This window comes from Actinacidiphila sp. bgisy144 (assembly GCF_057708105.1).
On sequence record NZ_JBYIRM010000003.1, the window covers coordinates 133,294 to 154,460 of the forward strand.

Below are 21,167 nucleotides of genomic sequence, written 5' to 3' on the forward strand. Positions count from 1 at the left end.
GGGAAGGTCGTTCTTCTGCCGGCGATGACAGTTCCGGATTACCGCCGGGGGCTTTCCTGGCACCTCGGCACGTGCTTTTCCGGACGTTCCGCCGGCCCCGTTGACCGGGCCCGAGCACACTTCCTAGCATCACCGCACGCCGCACCATCGGAATTCCTATTCTCGAACAAGGGAACGGTACCCCCACATGAAACGCACCCTCCTGCGCGGCTGTGCGACGGCCGCGGCCGCGCTCGGTCTGGCGCTGGCGGCCACCCAGGCCGGCGTCGCGTCCGCCGCGCCGGCCGGCAGCTCCGCCGCTTCCAGCGCCGCCGCCTCGGGCCAACTGCCGGTCAACTACCACTTCAGCACCGGCTTCCTCAGCGGCTTCGGCAGTCCGACGGTGGCGCCCGCCGGTGCCAACAACTGGTCCTGCAAGCCGAGTTCGGCGCACCCGTACCCGGTGGTGCTGGTGCACGGCACGCTCGAGAACATGAACGACAACTGGGGCGGCGCCTCGCCGCTGCTGGCGAACAACGGCTACTGCGTCTTCGCCTTCAACTACGGCGGCTCGCAGGCGACCGACGACATCCAGGGCACCGGGCCGGCCGAGGACGGCGCCGCCAAGCTCTCCGCGTTCGTCGACCAGGTGCTGGCGGCGACCGGCGCGGGCAAGGTGGACCTGGTGGGGCACTCCCAGGGCGGCATGATGCCGCGCTACTACCTGAAGTACCTGGGCGGCGCCGCGAAGACCGACAAGCTGATCGCGCTGTCCCCCAGCAACAACGGCACCACCCTGGACGGCATCACCGAACTCGGCAGGCAGCTCGGGCTGCTGGACCCGGCCAACCAGTTCGTGGTCGGCCCGGCGTGCGCGGCCTGCGTCGAGCAGGAGGTGGGCTCGGACTTCCTGACCGCGCTCAACAGCGGCGGTGAGACCGTGCCGGGCGTGACGTACACGGTGATCACCACCACCGGCGACGAGGTGGTCACGCCGTACACCAACGCGCTGCTGCCCGCCGCGTCGAACGTCAGGAACATCACGGTGCAGGACCAGTGCGGGCTGGACGCCAGCGACCACCTGGAGATCGCGTACGACCCGATCGCGCTGACCGACGTGCTCAACGCGCTCGACCCGGCGCACCCGCGGGCCGTGCCGTGCGAAGTGGTGCTGCCGGTGACCGGGCCGCTGACGTAAGGACCCCGCCAGGCGCTCCACGGGCCCGGCCGCAGCCAGGGATCGGGAATCCCTGGTTCGGCCGGGCCTTCATCCGCTCGGCGCACCCGAGCAGGCTGGTCGGTGCAGGCGGGCACCACGGGCCGTACGAACGGTACGGCCGCCGCCGTCACCCAGGAGCTGACCACCATGACCCAGCAGACCCCGTCCCGCGACCGTGTCGCGCTGATCACCGGCGCCAACCGCGGGCTGGGCCGCAGCACCGCGCTGCGGCTCGCCGCGGAGGGCGTCGACTCGATCATCACCTACCGCTCGCACGCGGAGGAGGCGCAGGCCGTCGTCGACGAGATCGCCGCGCTCGGCCGCACCGCGTACGCGCTGCGACTGGACACCGGCCGCACCGAGGACTTCCCGGCGTTCGTCGCGGAGGTGCGGCGCGCCCTGAAGGACACCTGGGGCCGGGACACCTTCGACTACCTCGTCAACAACGCCGGGCAGGGCACCGCGGCCACCATCGAGGACACCACGGCCGAGGACTTCGACGCGCTGTTCGCGGTGCACGTGCGCGGGGTGTTCTTCCTGACCCAGGCGCTGCTGCCGCTGATCGCCGACGGCGGCCGGATCATCAACACCTCCTCGGGCCTGGCCCGCTTCAGCCGCCCGGGCATGGCCGCCTACGCCATGACGAAGGGCGCGGTGGAGGTCTTCACCCGCTACCTGGCCCTGGAGCTGGGCCGCCGCGGGATCACCGCGAACACCGTGGCCCCCGGGCCGATCGCGACCGACTTCGGCGGCGGCTATCTGCGCGACGACGAGGCGCTGCGCGCGCACCTCGGCGCGGAGACCGCGCTGGGCCGGGTGGGCGTGGCGGAGGACATCGGCGGGGTCGTGGCGTCGCTGCTCGCCGAGCACACCGGCTGGATCAACGGCCAGCGCGTCGAGGCGTCGGGCGGCACCCTGCTGTGACGCCGCGTCAACCGCCGTCCTTGCTGCACACGTCCGGCAGCCACACCGCGTGTTTGCGCTGCCGGACCGCGTCCAGGGTCGTCAACTGGTGTGCCAGCGTGGACGGATCGGCCAGGTAGCGCAGCGCGGCCAGTTGGAAGGCGTCGCGCATCGCCGCGGGCATCGCGTCGGAGGCGTCGTAGCAGCGTACGGTGCCGGTCGCGTCCAGGGCCCTGGCTGCGGCGAGGGTGACGGCGTCGGTGGCGTAGACGGACTGCTTCACCTGGTGGTCGGCGGAGAACGCGGACTGCGCCAGGCTCCACCTCGCCTGCACGTCGTCGCGGGCCAGGTAGCGGATCAGCTTCTCGGCCTGCGGGGTGTCGTGGAACATCGCGGCGAGGTCGCCCGAGACCTCCCAGGCGTCCTGCGTGGTGTGCGGACCGGGGACGAAGTCCGTGGAGTGCTTGAACTGCGCGTCGGACCCGGTGAGTTGGGCACTGGTCCGCCATCCTTTGTCGGCCCGGATGAACGACGCCTGGTGTTCCAGGGTGCACGCGGCGCGGCCGTTCACCGCGGTGCGGGAGACGGCGCCGTAGGCACGGGTCAGCGCGGGCCGGACATAGGTGTCCTTCCCGGCGCCGACCATGGCGCCCCAGGTCCGCCAGGCGCGCTCGACCCGGGGGTCGGTCCACGGCAGCGTGCCGGTGGCCCACTGCTGGTAGGCGCCGGGACCGGCCTGCTGGAGCAGGATGTCCTCGATCCAGTCGGTGGCCGGCCAGCCGGAGGTGGCGCCCGAGACCATCCCCAGGCACCAGGAGCCGGGGTCGGCCGCGGCGGCGGCGAGCTGCGCGTCGGAGGTACCCTTCGGGTACCACACGGCGCTCTTCAGGTCGGTCTTGATCGGCAGCCAGTAGTAGTGCGCGCCGGCGCCCGCGGGGCCGTCGACCTTCGCCGTCCAGGGGGCGTTGAAGTCCTTGGCGTCGAACAGGCCGTCCAGCGGCTGGATCTGGCCTTCGTGGGCGTAGGCGGCGAGTTCACCGGGGCCGGGCAGCACCGCGACGTCGGGCGGCGCCCCGGCCTCGGCGTCGCCGTCGAGCACCTGGCTCTCGGCCGAACTGCCCTGGTAGAGCACATGGATGTGCTCCTCCTTCTCGAACGGCTGGATCACGGCGGTCCGGAAGAGCGTCTCGTCCGCGCCGCTCCAGTTCGCCAGCAGCGTCACCGAGCCGCCGTCGGCGACGGCCCGGGCGACCACCACACCGAGCGCCGCCACCACCGCCAGGCACAGGGCGACGGCGCCCAGCGTGCGCCCGCGCGGCCGCCTCACCGGGACACCTTGCCCCGGTACTCGCTGATCCGCGGCACCAGCGCCCACACGACCAGCACCATCAGCACCACTCCCCCGGCCACTATCCAGCCGGCCGCCGCGGCGCGGAAGCCGGTGTCCGCCATCCGCCGGGCGACGTCCGCCCCGGCGGTGCTGATGTTCGCGCCCGAGTGCTGCCGTTCCAGCAGCCGCCGGGCGTGGTACAGACCGCTGTGGGTCTGCCAGGTGAAGACCCCCAGGACCGCCGCCCCGCCGGCCAGCAGCACGCCCGCCGCGGCCAGTTGACGGTTCCACCGGCGCCGGAACCGGGTCCGGTGGTAGTGGTGCGCCTCCACCAGCGCGACCGCCAGCGCCGCGACCAGCAGCCCAGACAGCAGCCAGCCCGCCGCCAGCAGCCGGCCGAACGACGCCTGGTGGCGCACCACCTTCACCTGCTCCGCCTGCAGCTTGTTGAGCCGGCTCATCAGCGACGGGCCGTCCACCGGGTCCCCGGACGCGCCCAGCACCTCGGCCGCGTCCTGCATGTAGCCGGCGTGCAGCGCCGAGCCCGCCGGGACCTGCCCGGCCAGCCCGATCCAGTACGAGTACGCCGAGATCAGGCCGGTCGCCGTCTTCAGCGCCAGCCGCCCGGTCGCCCCGGTGACGTCCTCGGCGGCTGCGGAGGTGAGGATCTGGTTGGCGACGGCGATCTGCGTGGAGAAGCTGCTCGTGCCCGCCGCGTCCGAGGCGGCGTCCACCTTGGCGTCGGACGCGGCACTCAGCAGCGCGTCCTTCGCGGTGTCCACGTCGAGCACGCCCGGAGCGGTCGAGGACGCGAGCGGCACCGCGCCGTCGTGCACCCCGGTGTAGGAGCCCAACAGCGCCAGGGTGGTCAGGGCCGTCAGCCCCGCCAGCAGCCAGAGCCGGTACCACAGTTCGCGGGACGTGGCGCTCATCGCGCGCCGGCCCCGGGCACGTGCGGATGCCGGCACTTCGGGCAGAACCTGGCATTGGACGGCATCGGGGCCCGGCACTGCGCGCAGTCCACCAGACCCGCCACCGGCACCACCGGCACCGCTCCCGGCGGCAGGCCGTCCGTGGTCGGGCCGTGGGTGGTGTGGGTGCTGGCGGTGACCAGGTGCTCGAACGCGTCCGCGGTGACGCCCTTGCGCAGCACCACATGCCCGGCGGCCGGGTCGCGGATCTCCACGATCCGCTGGAGTTCGGCCAGTTGGCGCTGGGCGCCCAGCTCGTGGGCGAGGGCCACCGCGACGCCGAGCAGCCGGAGGACCTCGTCGTCCCGGTCCAGCCGGAACGCCTCCGCGGCCTGCGCGGCGGTCTCGCCGAGCCGCCGGTACTTCTCGAAGTGCTCGTCCTCCTCGTTCTCGGCGGCGGCCAGCACCGGATCGGCGGTCCAGCGCACCTCGCAGGCGACGGCCGGCGGCAGCGCCACCTGCGCGGCCCTGCCGTACCGTTCGGGGCCGGCGGGCAGCGCCACCGCCACCGCCGCCGCCTGGAGGTCCTCGTCCAGCGCGCGCCCGGCCGGGTCCACGGTCAGGCAGAGCTGGAACCTGCGCACCTGGTTGCCCCAGGCCCGGGTGGTGAAGGCGACGGCGGTCCCCATCTGCCGCTGTGGCAGGGCGAGTTCATGGGGGAAGGTCTGGCGCAGCCAGCGCAGCGTCGCGCCGGGGGATGGCGTCACCCTGATCTCCAGCTCCGGCAGCGGCCTGGCCAGCAGGTCGGCGACCAAGGCGGTGTAGGCCGCGGGCAGTTCGGACTCCTCGTGCACCGCGTCGGCGCTGCCGTGCAGCCGCCGGGTGACGTCGATCAGCACCCGCGCGTCCCAGTCTCTGCCGATACCCCAGGCGTCGCACAGGAAGCGGCCCTCCCAGGTGTCGAGCACCCCGGCGAGCGGGTTGTGGTCGTCGTGCTCGTTCTTGCCGTCGGTGAGCATCAGTACGTGCGGGATCGGGGCGGCCTGCTCGGCGAGCAGGGTGCCGGCCAGGTCGAGCCAGTTGCCGACGCAGGTGCCGCCGGTGGGCTGCATCGCGTAGACCGCCCGCGTCGCCTCCGCCCTCGCCCGCGCCGACGCCGGGCGCATCGGGCCGGACGGCGGGTAGACGGTCGCCGCGAACTGGGTGCCGCGGACCACCGCGAAGGGCGTGCCGTCCGGCAGCGCCCGCAGCGCGGCGACCGCGGCCTGCCGGGCGGCGTGCATCTTCCGCTCCGGGTGGTTCATCGAGGCCGAGCAGTCCACGACGAGGACTTCGGCGAGACCGGAGCCGGGCCCGGAGCGGGGGCCGCTGTGCGGGCCGGGGTGCGGGCCGGGGTGCGCACCGACGGGGCCGGCGGCGGTGTCGGGGAGGCCGCGGACCGCTACGGTCAGGATGGCGTGCAGGTCCTGCGGGCCGGCCTCGGCGGCGAGGTACGTGCGCTGGCTGACGGTGAGTTCGACGCTGGGGTTGGCCGCCCCCGCACCCGCCCCCGCCCCCGCGCCCGGGACCTGGTCCTGCGGCGGGTCCCCTTGCCGGCCGGGGACTCGTTCCGTACGGCGCGGACCGGCCGGGACGGCGCCGCCGTCGCCGTCCCGGCCCGCGCGCCCGCTCGTGCTCCCGTGCGTGTCCACTGCTGCCTGCCGCTCCTCACCGTTTGCATCGGTCCGTACGTCGGGTCGTTCAGGTCGTTCAGGTCGTTCGGTCGTTCAAGGTCGAGGGGACGTCGAGCCGGGTGCGTACGCCCGCTCGCCGGCGGGCGTCAGAACCTGCTCTCCGGCCGGACGGCGTACGCGCGGTCGAGGAGGGCGCCGTGCTCGGTCGCGTCGCGCCCCTGCTCGGCCAGACCGTGCAGCGACGCGTGGAGCAGCACGGCAAGGTCGCGTCCGCTGGCCGCGCCCGCGAAGAGCGGGCCGGGCGGCAGCGCGGGGAAGGTCCGGTCGAGCCAGGTCTCGTCGGGCACCGGGGCCGCCGCCCGCCGGCCGGGGACGGGCAGGCGGCCCGGCAGCCCGCGCAGCCACCGCAGGAAGCCCGCGGCCGTGGCGGGGCCGTCGTCCGGGTCCGGGGCGGCGGCGCGCGGCGGTTCGGGGACCCGCCCGCCGGCCGCCCCGCGCCGCCGCGCGTACTCCTGCTCCCGCACCTCCGCGACGAGCCGGTCCCGGGCCGCGCCCGGGGGCTGCTCGGCCGTCCGCTCGGCGGCGTCGCGCAGGTCGGCCGCGGTGGGGTCGGCACCCGGCAGCCGCCCGGCGAGCACCCGGATCATCGCCACCCGCGCGGAGTCGTAGTGCCGCGAGGTGGACGGCACCTGGCCCAGCACCTGGACCGCGGCATTGCGCCGGCCGGCCCGCAGGTGGCCGCGGGCCAGCCCGAAGGCCGCGCTGACCTGCGCGCGGTCCCGCTCCCAGACCGCTTCGTAGTACTGGCGGACGTCCTCCTCGGCGTTGCCCAGCCGCTCCGCGCAGTAGCCGAGCGCGAGCTTGGGTGCCCACTCGCCGGGCACGATGTCGTAGACCGCCTCGAAGTAGCCCTGGGCGGAACGCACCCGGCCGGCCATCAGCTCGCCCAGTCCGCGGTGCCAGGCCAGCCGCCAGTCGTACGCCCCGACGTCCGGGCCCAGCAGCCGTTCCGCCTCGCCGAGCCACACCGCCGCCTCGCCGAGCGCCGGTTCGCCGCCGCGCCACAGGAAGCCGCGGCACAGCCACAGCGCGACCTCGACGGTCCGCAACGGCGGGTCGTTCAGCACCCGTTCGGCGACGCGCTCGGGCACCGCCTTGCCCAGCCGGCCGAGGAAGACCACGGCGCCGTCGTCGGGGTCCGGGATCGGCGCGGGCAACGCCCGTGCCACGTCCTGGGGTTCGGGCGCACCGAACTCCAACTGCGGTGCGGCGCCCACCTGGTGCTCGGCCCGGCCGGTCCAGTAGCCGGTGCCGGGGGCCTCGCCGAGCGCCGCGCCGAAGGGCACCGCGGCCGGCTCGAAGCGGGTGGAGCGCTCGGGGTGCCGCTCATGCCGGTTGAGCGCGCGGTGCTCCCGCAGCACCTCCCACAGCTGCCGGGACATCTGCGCCGCCGAGGTGAAGCGGGCGGCCGGGTCGTCATGGGTGGCGCGGGCGATCAGCCGGTCGAAGGAGCGCTCGGCCAGCCCCGCGGCCGGCACCGCCTTCTCGTACAGCTCGCGCAGGGTGCGCCCGACGGTGAACAGGTCGCTGTCGACGTGGAAGCCGCGGCTGCTCAACTCCCGTGCCCGCGGCGCGTACTTGCGGGTGTACGACAGCCGGGTCCTGCGGTCGTCCTTGCGGCGCACCGCACCGAGGTCGATCAACTTGATCTGCCGGCCGTAGTGGATGACGTTCGCGGGCTTCATGTCGCAGTACAGCAGCCCCTGGTCGTGCAGGTACTCCAGGGCGCCGAGGATCTTGCAGCCGTACGTGACCACGTGGTCCAGCGCGAACGGTTCGCCGAACAGCTCGGTCAGCTCGTCGGGCGGGGAGGTCAGCAGCAGGTTCAGCGGGCGACCGGCGACGTACTCCATCACGATGTAGTCGGTCGGTTCGGTCTCGCCGGGGGCGAGGTGCTTGCGCGAGGAGATGACGCCGACCACGTCCCGGTGGTGCAGCGAGGCGAGCGAGCGCATCTCCTCGACCGCGCGGCGGCGGGCGATCGCGTCGCTGTTGTTGATCTGCGCCTTGAGCACCACCCGCAGCCCGGCCAGCTCGGTGTCCTCGGCGAGGTACACCCAGCTGGTGCCGCCCGGGGTCAGGTAGCCGAGCACGCGGTACGTCTGCCGGCTCGCCTCGCCGATCTCGTCGCCGACCCGCAGCTGCGGGCGGAAGGAGTACGGGGTGCCGCACTCGGGGCAGTAGCCGTGGTCGGGCGGCGGCCCGCCGTCGTAGGCCAGGCCGATGGTGCCCGGGCACTCCGGGACGCCGCACGGCCGGCCGCCGACCGGCGGCGGGCTGGGCTCGCGGGCGATGCTGGCGAGCGGCGGCGCGGGGATGTCCGGCAGCGGGACGAGGCCGTCGCTGTCGAGGGTGTCGGGGTTGGGGACGGCGGGAGCGGGCGCCAGGTGCGGGCGGACGGCCTCCCTGGCAGCTTCCTCTGCGGGCGGCCCGGCGCTCCCCCCGGCGGCGGCGCGGCCACGGCTGCGGTCGCGCTCGCGGTCCCGCTCCTGCTGCGGTTCCTGCCGGTGCTCGGTGCCGCGCCGCTGGGCGAGCTGGCGGCGGACCCGGCTGCGGATGCTGTCGGTCCGGCCCGACTCGGCGTCGGGAACGTCGCCCGCGCGCTCAACGGCAGCCGCGGGCACTGGTGTGGGGGGCGGCACGGACGTGGAGACGGACGCGCCGAAGGGCACGGAGGAGGAGTGGCCGGCGCTGTGCGGCTTGCGGGAGCAGACGTCGCAGTAGCCGGTGGACATCAAGGTGCCGTCGCATCCGGGACGCGGGCAGCGTACGGGCCGTTCGGTCACGGGCGCGGCTCGCCTCCCTCCTGGTCCGGTCCCTCCGTCGGCGGTCTGTCCATCGGCGCATCGTCGTTCGGGGGCGGGTCGTCGTCCGGGGGCCGTGTGTCCGTCGGCCGTGTGTCCGTCGGCGGGGCGTCGTCCGGGGGCGGGTGGTGCCCGCCCAGCCGGTCGATGAAGTCCGTGTACTCGCGGACCGCGGCCTCCGCGGCCACCAGGTCGCAGGGCCTGGCGTGCAGCAGGTCGCGCGCCGCCCCGTAGCGGTCCTCGGCGGCCAGGTCCTCGCTGTCCACCGCCTGTTGATGGAGCACCTGGTAGGAGTCGAGGCGGCCGATCAGCTCCGCACGCCGCTCGATGAGCGGGTCGAGGCGTTCGACGGCTTCCCGCAGGTGCCGTTCGGCCCGCGCCGCGACCCGCTCGAACCGGCCCAGGTCCGGGTGTTCGCCGCGGCCCGTGGCCACGCCGAGCGCGCCGGCCATCGCGGCCCGCACCGCGTAGGCCCTGACCAGGGCGTCCAGTGCGCGGTCGCAGTCGGCGCGCACCACCGCCATCCGCTCGTGCAGGGCGTCGGCGAGCGTGCCGGTGATCTCGGTCAGCGCCTCCACCAGCCGCGCCTGCCGCTCCTGCGCCGGCTCGATCACCAACTGGCTCTGCGCGCGGGCGATGCAGGCACCGTCGTGGCGGAAGACCAGCAGCATGCGGACGCCGTGCAGGCGCAGCCGGTCGAGCAGGCCGAGCAGCGTGTCGGGGTCGGCCGCCTCGTCCACCCCGACCACCACGAGGGTGAGGGTGGCGGGCGCGGCGAGGATGCGCTCGACGGTGGCGTCGTAGCCTGTCCCGCCGAACTCCTCCAGGCCCTCCGGGAGTACGCCGAGCCGGTCGGCGACACGCTCGGCGACCCAGCGGGTGCCGCGGCCGGTCGCGTCCAGGGCGAGGTCGAGGAAGCCGGGGGCGGTGGCGGGTTCGGTGGCGGGTCCGCGGACGGGTCCTCGGGCGGGGGCGGTGACCGGAGTGGCAACCGGCGCGGCGGCCTGAGCGGCCGGACTGCCGTTGGCCCAGGCGCCTTTGACCGGACCGGGGGCGGACGCGCCGGCCGGGCCGGACCGTTCGCGGTCGGCGAGCAGGAGTGCGCGGCGGAGGGTGGCCGCGCGGAGCAGGTCCTCGGCACGGACCCGGCTGATCTTGACCTGGCGGCCGTCGCCGGGGCGGCGGGCGGTGCGGACCCGGTGGTGCGGCGCTGCGGGCGGACCGGCGGGCGTACGCGCCCCGCGCCCGGCCCGGTCGGCGTGGTGGTCGGGGTGCCGCTCGCCCCGCGGGTCACCGACGAACCACTGCGCCAGGCGGGCCGCGAACTGCGGCTCGTACGCGGCCGGTTCGGGCCCGCCCGGGTCGTCGCCGTCCGCGACATGCCCACCCGGTGCCGGTCCGCCGACCCGTAAGCGTTCGTCGACCGCCGGCCAGCCCCTGGTCCAGTCGGCCGCGCGCGGCAGGTGGCCGGCGACGGTCTCCGCCGGGCTCAGACACGGTCCCGCGCGGTCGGCCCCGGCCTCCCCGGGCAGCACCACTCCGACGATCTGACCGGTGACGGCGTCCACGGCCCCCGCGCCGCCGAAGCCCGCGTCGAACCGCTCCGCCGGCGCCAACCGGACCCGCCCGTCGGCGCCCACCGCCACCGCGCCGGTCTCCGCGGCCAGCCACCGCCCGGCGCCGTCCGCGGCCGGGAAGCCGTAGATCCGCACCCGGCGGCGCGGCACGGACAGCCGGTGCGGCGCGCTCGCGGCGCCCGCCGGGCCCGGTCGGTGCAGCCGCAGCAGCGCTACCCCGCCCGCACCGGCGGCACAGACGTGTTCGGCCACCGCCCGCCGGGACGTGACGCGCGGCGCGGCGAACTCCGCGGTGACGTACTCCCCTTCGACGACGGCTCCGGCATGTGTCAGCACCCACTCGGGGGCGACCAGCACCCCGGACCCCGCGATCGTCCCGTCGCTCCTCCGGACGCGCACCGCCCACGGCGGCGCCTCCTCGGAGCCCCGGCCGCCGACTCCCCCTTCGGCTTCCATACCCGGCACTCTACGCCTGACGGCCCATCATGTCCGCCCGTCGGACCGGACCTTCACCCGCCGGGTCCGACCTTCGCCCGCCGGACCGGACCTCCGCCCTGCGGCCCGGTCGGACGGGCCGGGTCGGACGGGCCGGGTCGGCGTCGGCAGGGTCAGGCGCCGCACATCCGAAGCGCGGTGGCCGTGCACAGCTCCTCCGCCTCGGCGCCGGTGAGCCGGCCCGCCGCCGCCTCCTCCATCGCGGTGTGCTGGAGGCCGAGGATCGCGGCGGCCAGCCAGGCCGCGGGCAGCCCGGCGTCGAAGTCCCCGGCGTACTGGCCGCGCCGGATCAGCTTGGCCAGGCGCGGCGGCACGTAGTCGTGCGGGTCCGGGGCGGGGCGCGGCACCCGGGCCGCGGCGGCGTGCGTCAGCAGGGGGTAGCGCTCCAGGAACCGCCACCCGGCGTCCAAGAAGCGGGTCAGCGCCGTAACGGGCGGTGCGGTGTCCAGATCGGCCGCGTCGAGCAGGGAGTTGTACTCCGCGGCGGCGACCTCGACGAGCGCGGCGGTCAGGACGTCCCGCGACGGGAAGTGCGCGTAGACGGTCTGACGGGTGACCCCGGCCCGGGCCGCGATGTCCTCCATGCTCGCGTCCGGCCGCTCGCCGAGCACCACCCGGGTCGCGTCCAGGATGGCGTCGATGCTGCGCCGGGCGTCGGACCGGCGCCTGCGGGGCGGCGTCGCGGTGTCGTGCGGGGCGTGCGGGTCGGCCATGCCGACGACGATATACGGCCGGTTCCGCCCCACCGAAACCTTGACAGACCGTAAGAATTGTCGAACTCTTACGGCATGTCAAAGAATAACGGGGACAGCGGCCGCCCAGCGGTCGAAGCGCGCGGCCTGGTCAAGTCCTACGGCGGCCACCGGGCGTTGGACGGCATCGACCTCACGATCCGGCGCGGCCAGGTATTCGGTTTCCTCGGCCCCAACGGAGCCGGCAAGACCACCACGATCCGCATCCTCGCCACCCTGGCCCGCCCCTCCGGCGGCACCGCCCGCGTGCTCGGCCACGACGTGGTGGCCGGCGCCGACGCGATCCGCGCCCGGGTGGCCGTGACCGGCCAGTTCGCCTCGCTCGACGAGGACCTGACCGGAGCCGAGAACCTGCGGGTGCTCGGCCGGCTGCACGGCCTGTCCCGCGCAGCCGGGCGGCGCCGGGCGGACGACCTGCTCGCCGCGTTCGAACTGACCGAAGCGGCCGGTCGGCCGGTCGGCGGCTACTCCGGCGGGATGCGCCGCCGGCTCGACATCGCCGCCGGGCTGCTCGTCACCCCCGAACTGCTCTTCCTCGACGAGCCCACCACCGGTCTCGACCCGCGCAGCCGCACCCAGGTCTGGGAGTTGGTCCGCCGGATCGCCGCCGCGGGCACCACGGTGCTGCTCACCACCCAGTACCTCGAAGAGGCCGACCGGCTCGCCGAGCGGATCGCGGTGATCGACGCTGGCCGGATCGTGGCGGAGGGCACCAGCGCGCAGCTCAAGGCGCGGGTCGGCGCGGGCACGCTGCGCGTGCGGCTGCTCGACGGGGCGCAGCGCTCCCGGGCCCAGGAGATCCTGACCGCCGTCTTCGCCGGGGCGGCGGTACGGTCCGGCGGCGATCCGCTCACCTTGTCCGTGGCACCGGCCGCCCCGGCGGGGTTCCGGGAGGGCCAGTACCAGGACGGTGCCGGCGGCGCGCCCTCGGCCGCCGAGGTGAGTCGGCTGATCGGGCACACGATGATCCGCCTCGCCGACGCCGGGGTGGGCGTCGCCGACCTCACGTTCGGGCAGCCCAGCCTCGACGAGGCGTTCCTCGCGCTGACCGGCCGCCGTGCCGGTCGGAGCGCCGCCGGCCAGCCCACCGTGGGGCAGGACACCGAGGGCCAGGACACCGTGGGGCAGCAGGAGGTGGCCGTATGAACCCGTCGCTCCCGGCTCCCGCCACCGCGACCGCCTCGGCCACCGATCCGATCGACGTCCTGCTCGCGGCGGGGCGGACCTACCGGCGCGCGTCCGCGCTGACCGCCTCGGCCGCCTTCGGCCGGCGCGCGGTGCTCAAGTTGGCGCACGACCCGAAGCAGCTCGTGGACGCGGCGGCCATCCCGGTGCTGTTCACGGTGCTCTTCACCTATCTCTTCGGCGGCGCGATCAGCGGCTCCACCGGCACCTACCTCAAGGTCCTGCTGCCCGGGGTGCTCAGCATGAGCATCGCCATCGTGACGATGTACGGCGGCGCGCGGCTCGCGCAGGACGTACGCAGCGGTGCCTTCGACCGGTTCCGCGGACTGCCGGTCTGGCGCGGTGCGTTCGTCCTGGGCGGCCTGTTCAGCGACGCCGCCCGCTATGTGTTCGCCTCGGCCGTCGTCATCGGGCTGGGCCTGGCCATGGGCTACCGGCCGGGCGGCGGTGCGCCGGGGGTGCTCGCCGCGGTGGTGCTCGTCATCGCCTTCGGGCTCGCGCTGTCGCTGCTGTGGGCGGCGGTCGCCCTGCTGGTCAGAGACCCGGCGGTGGTGGTCAGCATCGCCAACGCGGCGCTGATGCCGCTGTCGTTCGCCAGCAACATCTTCGTCCGGCCCACGGGCATGCCGGGTTGGCTGCGCGCGTTCGTGCGGGTCAACCCGCTCAGCCACCTGGCCGACGCGGCCCGCGACCTGATGAACGGCACCGGCTCCGCCGCCGGGCCGGTCACCTGGTCGCTCGCCGCCACCGCCGTGCTGGTGCTCGTCTGCGCCCCGCTCACGCTGCGGCTCTACGCCAGGAACCGCTGAGACGGCCAGGAACCGCTGAGGCGCGGGGCGCCGGGCGTCAGATCGTGACCGAGTCGCCCACCGGCACGATCTCCAGGGCGACCTGGGTGAGCCCCTCCGGGTTGATGAACCGGGCGGTCGACTGCTGGCCGACCTCGCTGAGCATGATCTCGTGAATCTGGATCAGGCGCCGCGGGGCGACCTCCCTGACGTAGTCCACCGATTCGGCCAGGCTGGTCCACGGCCCGCTGGTGGGCAGCAGCAGGATGCCGACCGGGGCGTCCGGGACGTGGTAAGCGTCGCCGGGGTGATAGATGTCCTCGTCCACCAGGTAGCCGACGTTGGCAACGCGCGGGATGTCGCGGTGGACGACGGCGTGCAGTTCGCCGAAGACGCGGACGTCGAAACCCGCGACTTCGAGCACGTCGCCCGCCGCGACGGCCGTGACCTGGCCGGCGCGGGCCGACCACCGGTCCACCACCGACGCGGGACCGTAGACCCGCAGTTCGGGCCGGGACTCCAGGGCCTTGCCGATCAGCTCCTCGTCGAAGTGGTCGAAGTGGTCGTGGGTGATCAGGACGGCGTCGGCGGCCGCGACCTCCTGCGCCGCCTCGGGGCTGAACGCGCCGGGGTCGAGGACGAGCCGCGCCCCGTCCTTGGCCAGGGTCACGCAGGCATGGGTGTGCTTGGTCAGCTGCATCAGGGGGTCCTCTCGCATATACGTACAGGAGAAACTGTACAGGGTCGCCTACATTGATGCTAGCGTTGCCCCATGCCCCGCTATTCCCGAGGCCCCGCAGCCCGCTCCCCGGCGGACCGACCGGCCGACCGCACGCCCGATCCGGCACCCGATCCGGCACTCGACCCGGCACCCGACCCCGCCGCGGAGCAGCTCGCGGCCACCCTGCGGAGCACCGTCGGCGCGCTGGTCCGCGCCACTCGGGCGGTCGACCGGCTCGCGCCGATCCCGGCGACCGTCCTGGGCCTGCTCGACCGGCAGGGGCCGATGACCACCGCCGACCTCGCGACCCGCCGCGGGGTGCGCCACCAGACCATGGCCGCCACCGTCAAGGAACTGGCCGAGGCGGGCTATGTGAGCGGCGGCCCGCACCCGGCCGACGCCCGGAAGAAGGTTCTCACCCTCACCGCCGCGGGCGCCCGCGCGCTCGAAGCCGACCGGCACCAGCGGGTCGGCGCGCTCGCGCAGGCCCTCGCCGGGAGCCTCGACCGCGAGGAGCGGCGCACGCTGGCCCGGGCGCTGCCGCTGCTCGACCGCGTCGCGGCGGCCCTCGACACACCCGAGGCGGACCGCGACGCCGGCGGCCGTACCGACTGATCCGAACACCCTAGTTTTCATCGATAACGCGATAACCGAATCAACGATCACAAGCTGTGTTATCGTTGATCTCGCCAACCTGAGATCAACGAAAACACGGAGTACGCCATGCCCTTCGCCAACTTCAAGGTTCCCGCCGGCACCCTCGAGCCGGCCCAGAAGCAGCTGATCGTCGACCGCGTCACCGACCTGTACAGCGAGATCTACGGCGACCGCGCCCGCCAGAACACGATGGTGCTGGTGGAGGAGGTCCCCGACGGAGGCTGGGGCATCGGCGGCACCGTCCTGACCTCGGCGATGATCAACGGAAACGAAGACGGGGACGGCGCCGAAGCCGGGGACGGCGCCGGCGCTCCCGCCGACCGCAAGTAGCGCCACCGCGGGGCGGAAGGGCACCCGTCGGGCCCATTACGCTGGCCCTTCCGCCCCGGGCGGCGCGCACCCGCACCCGGGCCCCACCCCGGACCGCGACGGAAAGGAGACGGAGAACCGCCATGACACCCGACACCACCGCGAGGACCGCGAAGGCGGCGAAGGCCGGCCCCCCGGGGACCGGCGAGCCGAAGACCGGCGACCTGCGGGCCCGGATGCTCGAGGCGGCCGAGGCACTGCTGAACGCCTCGCCCGGCAACGACGTCTCCACCCGCGCGGTCTGCGAGGCGGTCGGGGTCACCCAGCCCATCCTGTACCGCCTCTTCGGCGACAAGAACGGCCTGCTCATGGCCCTCGTGACGCACGGCTTCGAGCGCTACATCAGCCGCAAGCAGGCGCTCGAGGCGACCGACGACCCGGTCGCCGACCTGCGCGCGGGCTGGAACGACCACACCGACTTCGCGCTGACCAACCGGGCGCTGTACCGGCTGATGTTCTCGCCGGTCCTGCCCGAAGTGCCCGAACCCGCGAACCGCATCTTCGAGTTGCTCAAGCAGACCCTCGAGCGGTGCGCGGCGGTCGGCGCGGTGAAGATCCCCACCGAGGAGGCCGCGCAGACCATCCTGTCGGCCAACGTCGGGGTCGCCCTCAGCATCCTTTCCCAACCCGAGCGCTTCGCCGACCCGCTGCTGTCCACCCGGGTCCGCGACGCCGTCTTCGCCTCCTGCCTCGACGAGTCCGCGGCGCCCCGCTCCTTCTCCGCCGCCGACGACCCGTCCCGGGCCGCTCTCGCCCTGGCGGCCCAGCTCAAGCAGCAGCCCCCCGCGGCGCTCCACCCCACCGAAACCGCCCTCCTCCTCCACTGGCTCGCCAGACTCCACCCCGCCCCCTGACGGCCTTGTCGTTCTGATGGAGCTCCGGGGCCGACGGCCCTGTCAGCTGCGCGAGGACCGGAAGGACAGCAGCGCGGCACCCGCGAGCACCGCGACCAGGACGACGCTGAAGATGTAGACCGCGGTGGTGAGCGCGAGGTAATGGCTCAGGATGCCGACGCCGACGGCGGGCAGGCTCATGCCCGCGTAGCAGAACAGGAAGAGCCCCGAGATGGCTTCGCCGCGTTTGCCGGGCTCGGCCATTGCCGCGACGGCGCCGATGACGCTCTTGGTCAAGATGCCCGATCCTGCGCCGGCAACGATTCCGGCGACGAGGAAGATCGTCAGGTCGGCGGACTGGACGCCGACCGCGAGCAGCACCAGTCCGGCCACGCCGAGCCCCAGGCCCAGTCCTCGACGCACGCTCGCGCTGAGCGGGTTGGCCGCGGTCTGGGCGATCACGGCGGCGGCCATCAGGACGCAGGCGGCCGCACCGGCGAGCAGGTGACCGGGCCTGTGCAGTACGCCGAGGAGGAACCCTGCCGACAGCGCGGTGTAGACGCCGTTGATCGCGAATGCGGCGAACCCGGCGGCGGCAGCCGCGATGTAGGCGGGGCGGTCGCCGTGGTCGGCGCTGACCCGCTGAGGACGGTAGGCCGGCCGGGAGGTCAGCAGCTCGACGGTCTCGGGAGCGACCGCGACCGCGAGGATCGCGAGCAGGAGAAGGACGCCGAAGACGAGGTAGGGCACCCGCAGCGGGTGGCCGACGTACTGCGCCAACGCACCGGCGATCAGGGGGCCGACGGCGAGCCCGCCGAGGTTGGCGCCGGTGGAGACGATCTCGAACCGATCCGGTCCGGCGTGTGGCCGGTGCGCACGGTGGAGGTCGTGGAGATGGGCGGTCGCGGTCGCGGTGATCATGCCGATGCCCAGGCCGCCGAGCAGCCGGGCCACGATCAGCACGGAAAGCGATGGGCTGGCCAGGAACAGTATGTCGGTGACCAGTTCGAGCCCCAGCGCCGGCAGCAGGATGCGCTTGCGTCCGATCCAGTCCGAGAGGTGCCCGGCCATGATCAGGCTGGTGGCCACGCCGAAGGCGAACACCGCGAAGACCACGGTGACCATCAGCGTCGCGAATCCGTCACGTTGCTGGTACAGGGGGTACAGCGGAGACGGTACGGCGTTGAACGCCATCGCGATCATGAACGCCGCGGCCACCAGCCAGAAGCTCGCTCCGTGGGATGCCGATCCGATACGGGTACCGGCGGAACGGTTCGGGGCGGTGACTGGCGTGGTGGCCGAGGGGGTGGCGCTGCTGGGCGCGCGTGAAGGCACGACGGGACTCCGCGGTTGTAGGGAGGGATGCCTCTACGGTGACAGCTGACCTCCATCAGCGCGAACGAATGATTCCGCTAGCATCGATCTCTCGTCGAGATTGATCTGTCATGCTGACCGCATGGAACTCAGGCAACTGGAATGCTTCGTCGCCGTGGCCGAGGAGGGTTCGTTCACCCGCGCCGCCGCGCGGGTGCATGTGGTCCAGTCCGCGGTCTCGGCGACCATCGCCTCACTGGAGCGTGAGTTGGGCGCGACGCTGTTGGAGCGGACCTCCCGCCGGGTGCGGCTCACCGAAGCCGGCCGCGCGTTCCTCGAGCCGGCCCGCGCGGCACTCGTCGCGGCCCGGACAGCCCGCGACGCTGTCGGCACCGCCACCGGCACGATCGGCGGCACTCTGCGTCTGGGCACGATGAGTTCACTGGCCGGTCTGGACCTACCGCGGCTGCTCGGAACCTTCTACCGCCGCCACCCCGGCGTCGAGATCAGACTGGCCACGTCCGCCGACGGGTCGCCCGGCCTGGTCCAGGCGCTCGATCACGGGCACCTCGATGCCGCCTTCGTCTCCCTCATCGGCCCCCCGCCGCGGGGCCTGCGGCTGGAGCTGGTCGCCTCGACAAGGCTCTTGCTCGCCGCACCCCGGAGTCATCGGCTCGCGCAGCGCACAAGCGTCTCGATCCGCGACCTCGCCCGCGAGGCGTTCGTCGACTTCCCCGCCGGCTACGGCAACCGCGCCGTCGCCGACGAGGCGTTCAAGACGGTCGGACTCGACCGGCAGGTAGCCATCGAGATCACCGACGTCGAGGACGGCGCCACCTACGTACGCAACGGCCTCGGCGTCGCACTGCTCCCGGAGTCCTCCGGCCGTACCGCGTCCGAACTCGTCCACATCCCGATCGCCGACTCGGACCTGCTGTGGAAGATCTTCCTCGCCATGCCCGAAACCCACGCCACCGCCGCGGCGCGCGCGCTCCGGACGCTGGTCGCTCAGGCCGAACAGCCCGAGACACCTGAACCATGATCGCCCCGGCGCCATGCAACGAGCGGATTCCACCGTGGCAGAACGGCAGTCCAGTTCCCGCCCCGCCCTGGACCGCCGCGGCCACCGGCGCCGTCAGCGACCTCCGACCTAGCAGTACACCCTCGACCCCGACCAGGTCACTGCCCTCCACGAACAGATCCCCTGAGGCGCCCGCACCGCAGGCGTCGCCTGGCTGGAGCCAGGGATGCAGCGGGACGCGCGGCCCGGGGCGCGTCAGGACGCGGCGGGGACCTGGACGTCGAGGCCGTGGGACGCGACGAGGTGCGCCGTGCCGTCGGCGAGGCGGTAGCGCAGGCCGACCACGGCCGTGCGCCCGGCCGCGACGTTCTCCGCGAGCACGCGGGACCGGTCGATCAGCAGGTCCGTGGTCATGCGGACGTGCTCGGCAAGGATCTCGTCGGGCCGCACCCGCCCGGCGGCCCTGGCCGCCAGCACGCTGGGGGCCACCCGCTCGACGAGGTCGCGGACGTAGCCGCCCGGGGCCGCGCCGTTGTCGAGCACGGAGCAGGCCGCGCCCACCGCGCCGCACGACTCGTGCCCGAGCACCACGACCAGCGGGCAGCCCAGCAGGTCCACGCCGTACTCGATACTGCCGAGCACCTCGGGGCCGACGACGTGGCCGGCGTTGCGCACCACGAACAGGTCGCCGACGCCCCGGTCGAAGATGATCTCCGCGGCCAGCCGGGAGTCGGAGCAGCCGAAGAGCACGGCGAAGGGGTGCTGCGACGCCTCGGTCTCCGCGCGCCGGGCGGCGTCCTGGTTGGGGTGCTCCGGGGCGCCGTCGACGAACCGCTGGTTGCCGGCCATCAGCAGGTCGAGGGCCTCGCGCGGCGTACTGGTCTCTATCTGCGTCATGGTCAATACCTCACACAATAGGAAGAGTCGGGACCTGGGTCGGCCACGCTGCCGCCCGCCATTCGGCGCCCGCCGACAAGCCCGCCGGCATCCCCGCCGGCACGCCCCCCGGCATCCCCACCGGCACGCCGAGACGGCGGGCGAGCGCGTCCTCGGCGTACAGCCGCAGGGCGCACCGCTGAAGCTGCCCCGTCTCGTACGGCGCGGCGCCGAAGTCGCCACCGGGTTCGGCGAACCGCGCGCCCTCACGCAGATCGCGCCCTGTTCCTGCCATGGGCCCGCGTCCTCTACGGTCTTCGCTGGTCAAGAAGAGCACCCACGGCCGCCCGGAGCGGGGCGCCCGAACGTCCATGGGCCTGTGCATACGGCATCAGACGGCGATCACAGAGATCCCTGCAAGACCATACACGAAGTTTGGTTCGCGTATACGCTCTCCGGAATCACTCACCGTAAGACGGTGCCGCCCGCACCCCGCGCAGCCGGCGGCGGCGCCTCAGAGCTTGCGGCGGTCGCGCGGCTCGACGTAGGGCTCCTCGCCGGGCGGGTGGCCGGCTTCGTGGGCCCGGGCGCGTTCGGACTCCGCGCTGTACTCCAGGCCCAGGAGCAGGGCGATGTTGGAGATCCACAGCCAGATGAGGAAGACGATGATCCCGGCGAAGGTGCCGTAGGTCTTGTTGTAGCTGCCGAAGTTCGCGACGTAGAGCGCGAACAGGACCGAGGCGACGATCCAGATGACGATACTGAGCAGGCTGCCGCGGGTGACCCAGGCGAAGGGGCGCCGGACGTTCGGTGCGGCCCAGTGCAGCACCGCGACCACCAGCGCGAAGAGGATCACCATGACCGGCCACTTGGCGTAGTTCCACACCGTCACCGCCGTGTCGCCCAGGCCCAGGATGCTGCCCGTCTTACGGGCCAGGCTGCCGGTGAACACGATGCCCACCGAGATCGCGGCCAGGACGATGACGAGGAAGACGGTGATCGCGAACCGGACGGGCAGGGTCTTCCACGCGGGGCGCCCCTCACCGATGTCGTAGACGGCGTTCCCCGCCCGCATGAAGGCCGCCACATATCCCGACGCCGACCACAGGGCGACCACGACGCCGGCGATCAGCGGGATCAGGGCCTTGTTGCCGCTGGCCTGCACCTGGCTGACGATGCCGGTCAGGGTGGGGCGGACGGCTCCGGGCGCCACGCTGGTGATGTTGTCGGTCAGCGACTTGGCGGCCGACTTGCTCAGCAGCCCCACGATCGAGACGAGGGCCAGGAGCGCGGGAAAGACCGCCAGGATCGCGTAGTACGTGAGCGCCGCCGCCCAGTCGGCCAGGTTGTCGGCCTTGTACTCCCGCAGCGTGCGCCGGAGGATCGCGCGCGACGAGCCGCTGGGCAGGTCCGACGGCTTCTCGGGGGCCGGCCCGCCCGCCGTCCCGCCCGCTCCGGCCCCGGCTCCCTCGGCCCCCTGGCGGGTGGACCCGGTACGCTCCGGCTCGCCGTCTTCCATCCTGCGCCTCCTTCACCGTGCCGGGCACATGAACGACTACGCAAACATGGCATTTCGACCCTTCGCGCCGGGGATGCCACCCCGGACCGGCGGCGACACTTCCGTGACTTTGCCAGCTTTGGCGTAAGAACGACCGGGTACCCGACCACCGGGGACACGGGCCTCGCCGACCGGTCCACCG

The 21,167-nt window shown here is 73.8% G+C and carries 19 protein-coding genes; 8 read left to right on the forward strand and 11 right to left on the reverse strand.

The annotated features are described in order from the left end of the window. Positions 1 to 187: 187 nt before the first annotated feature. Both AC3EVP_RS05190 and AC3EVP_RS05195 read left to right on the forward strand, forming a co-directional pair. Entirely contained in the window at positions 188 to 1,177 is a 990-nt protein-coding gene (locus AC3EVP_RS05190; protein WP_435126581.1) for an esterase/lipase family protein, read from the forward strand. 168 nt (positions 1,178 to 1,345) lie between these two features. After that, positions 1,346 to 2,122 (forward strand): SDR family NAD(P)-dependent oxidoreductase, encoded by a 777-nt coding sequence (locus tag AC3EVP_RS05195; RefSeq protein ID WP_435126802.1) that lies wholly within the window; start codon positions 1,346 to 1,348, stop codon positions 2,120 to 2,122. A gap of 7 nt (positions 2,123 to 2,129) precedes the next feature. Here AC3EVP_RS05195 and AC3EVP_RS05200 read toward each other — a convergent pair whose 3' ends face one another. From AC3EVP_RS05200 to AC3EVP_RS05225, 6 genes are all read right to left on the reverse strand, one after another. Beyond that, positions 2,130 to 3,428 carry an extracellular solute-binding protein gene (locus AC3EVP_RS05200; protein ID WP_435126584.1) on the reverse strand — a complete coding sequence of 433 codons (1,299 nt, stop codon included), beginning with the start codon at positions 3,426 to 3,428 and terminating at the stop codon, positions 2,130 to 2,132. Beyond that, positions 3,425 to 4,363, reverse strand: a complete 939-nt coding sequence (locus AC3EVP_RS05205; RefSeq protein ID WP_435126587.1) for a hypothetical protein — start codon at positions 4,361 to 4,363, stop codon at positions 3,425 to 3,427. The genes AC3EVP_RS05200 and AC3EVP_RS05205 overlap by 4 nt, the downstream gene beginning before the upstream one ends. Then, positions 4,360 to 6,033 (reverse strand): VWA domain-containing protein, encoded by a 1,674-nt coding sequence (locus tag AC3EVP_RS05210; protein WP_435126590.1) that lies wholly within the window; start codon positions 6,031 to 6,033, stop codon positions 4,360 to 4,362. Before AC3EVP_RS05210 ends, AC3EVP_RS05205 begins: the two co-directional genes overlap by 4 nt. 128 nt (positions 6,034 to 6,161) lie before the next feature. Then, positions 6,162 to 8,861: a tetratricopeptide repeat protein gene (locus tag AC3EVP_RS05215; RefSeq protein ID WP_435126593.1), complete on the reverse strand. Its 2,700-nt coding sequence runs from the start codon at positions 8,859 to 8,861 to the stop codon at positions 6,162 to 6,164. After that, on the reverse strand, positions 8,858 to 10,912 hold the full coding sequence (locus AC3EVP_RS05220; protein ID WP_435126596.1) for a serine protease: 2,055 nt from the start codon (positions 10,910 to 10,912) through the stop codon (positions 8,858 to 8,860). Before AC3EVP_RS05220 ends, AC3EVP_RS05215 begins: the two co-directional genes overlap by 4 nt. A gap of 152 nt (positions 10,913 to 11,064) precedes the next feature. Then, positions 11,065 to 11,664, reverse strand: coding sequence for a TetR/AcrR family transcriptional regulator (locus AC3EVP_RS05225; RefSeq protein WP_335983260.1), 600 nt, complete (start codon positions 11,662 to 11,664; stop codon positions 11,065 to 11,067). Between the two features lie 75 nt (positions 11,665 to 11,739). Here AC3EVP_RS05225 and AC3EVP_RS05230 point away from each other — a divergent pair, with 75 nt between their 5' ends. Together AC3EVP_RS05230 and AC3EVP_RS05235 are read left to right on the forward strand one after the other, a co-directional pair. Further along, positions 11,740 to 12,849, forward strand: coding sequence for an ATP-binding cassette domain-containing protein (locus tag AC3EVP_RS05230; protein WP_435126599.1), 1,110 nt, complete (start codon positions 11,740 to 11,742; stop codon positions 12,847 to 12,849). Beyond that, complete coding sequence (locus AC3EVP_RS05235) at positions 12,846 to 13,697, forward strand: ABC transporter permease (RefSeq protein WP_435126602.1); 852 nt, start codon at positions 12,846 to 12,848, stop codon at positions 13,695 to 13,697. The genes AC3EVP_RS05230 and AC3EVP_RS05235 overlap by 4 nt, the downstream gene beginning before the upstream one ends. 37 nt (positions 13,698 to 13,734) lie before the next feature. Here the strand turns inward: AC3EVP_RS05235 and AC3EVP_RS05240 are convergent, their stop codons facing one another. Next, complete coding sequence (locus AC3EVP_RS05240; RefSeq protein WP_435126605.1) at positions 13,735 to 14,376, reverse strand: MBL fold metallo-hydrolase; 642 nt, start codon at positions 14,374 to 14,376, stop codon at positions 13,735 to 13,737. Between the two features lie 72 nt (positions 14,377 to 14,448). On the opposite strand from AC3EVP_RS05240, the gene AC3EVP_RS05245 reads away from it, so the two are divergent. The 3 genes from AC3EVP_RS05245 to AC3EVP_RS05255 all read left to right on the forward strand — a co-directional run bounded on the left by AC3EVP_RS05245 (position 14,449) and on the right by AC3EVP_RS05255 (position 16,277). Then, entirely contained in the window at positions 14,449 to 15,012 is a 564-nt protein-coding gene (locus AC3EVP_RS05245) for a MarR family winged helix-turn-helix transcriptional regulator (RefSeq protein ID WP_435126608.1), read from the forward strand. 108 nt (positions 15,013 to 15,120) lie between these two features. Next, entirely contained in the window at positions 15,121 to 15,384 is a 264-nt protein-coding gene (locus AC3EVP_RS05250) for a 4-oxalocrotonate tautomerase family protein (protein ID WP_335983270.1), read from the forward strand. Positions 15,385 to 15,506: 122 nt separating this feature from the next. Further along, the gene (locus AC3EVP_RS05255) at positions 15,507 to 16,277 is read left to right on the forward strand and encodes a TetR/AcrR family transcriptional regulator (RefSeq protein ID WP_435126612.1); all 771 of its coding nucleotides are present in this window, start codon (positions 15,507 to 15,509) and stop codon (positions 16,275 to 16,277) included. Between the two features lie 42 nt (positions 16,278 to 16,319). Here the strand turns inward: AC3EVP_RS05255 and AC3EVP_RS05260 are convergent, their stop codons facing one another. Beyond that, positions 16,320 to 17,591 carry an MFS transporter gene (locus AC3EVP_RS05260; protein WP_435126615.1) on the reverse strand — a complete coding sequence of 424 codons (1,272 nt, stop codon included), beginning with the start codon at positions 17,589 to 17,591 and terminating at the stop codon, positions 16,320 to 16,322. Positions 17,592 to 17,712: 121 nt separating this feature from the next. On the opposite strand from AC3EVP_RS05260, the gene AC3EVP_RS05265 reads away from it, so the two are divergent. After that, positions 17,713 to 18,612: a LysR family transcriptional regulator gene (locus AC3EVP_RS05265; protein WP_435126618.1), complete on the forward strand. Its 900-nt coding sequence runs from the start codon at positions 17,713 to 17,715 to the stop codon at positions 18,610 to 18,612. A gap of 234 nt (positions 18,613 to 18,846) precedes the next feature. Here the strand turns inward: AC3EVP_RS05265 and AC3EVP_RS05270 are convergent, their stop codons facing one another. The 3 genes from AC3EVP_RS05270 to AC3EVP_RS05280 all read right to left on the reverse strand — a co-directional run bounded on the left by AC3EVP_RS05270 (position 18,847) and on the right by AC3EVP_RS05280 (position 20,986). After that, on the reverse strand, positions 18,847 to 19,488 hold the full coding sequence (locus tag AC3EVP_RS05270) for a carbonic anhydrase (RefSeq protein ID WP_335983278.1): 642 nt from the start codon (positions 19,486 to 19,488) through the stop codon (positions 18,847 to 18,849). Between the two features lie 10 nt (positions 19,489 to 19,498). Beyond that, on the reverse strand, positions 19,499 to 19,762 hold the full coding sequence (locus AC3EVP_RS05275) for a hypothetical protein (RefSeq protein ID WP_435126621.1): 264 nt from the start codon (positions 19,760 to 19,762) through the stop codon (positions 19,499 to 19,501). A 219-nt stretch (positions 19,763 to 19,981) separates the two neighbouring features. Continuing rightward, complete coding sequence (locus AC3EVP_RS05280; protein WP_335983280.1) at positions 19,982 to 20,986, reverse strand: YihY/virulence factor BrkB family protein; 1,005 nt, start codon at positions 20,984 to 20,986, stop codon at positions 19,982 to 19,984. Positions 20,987 to 21,167: the final 181 nt, after the last annotated feature.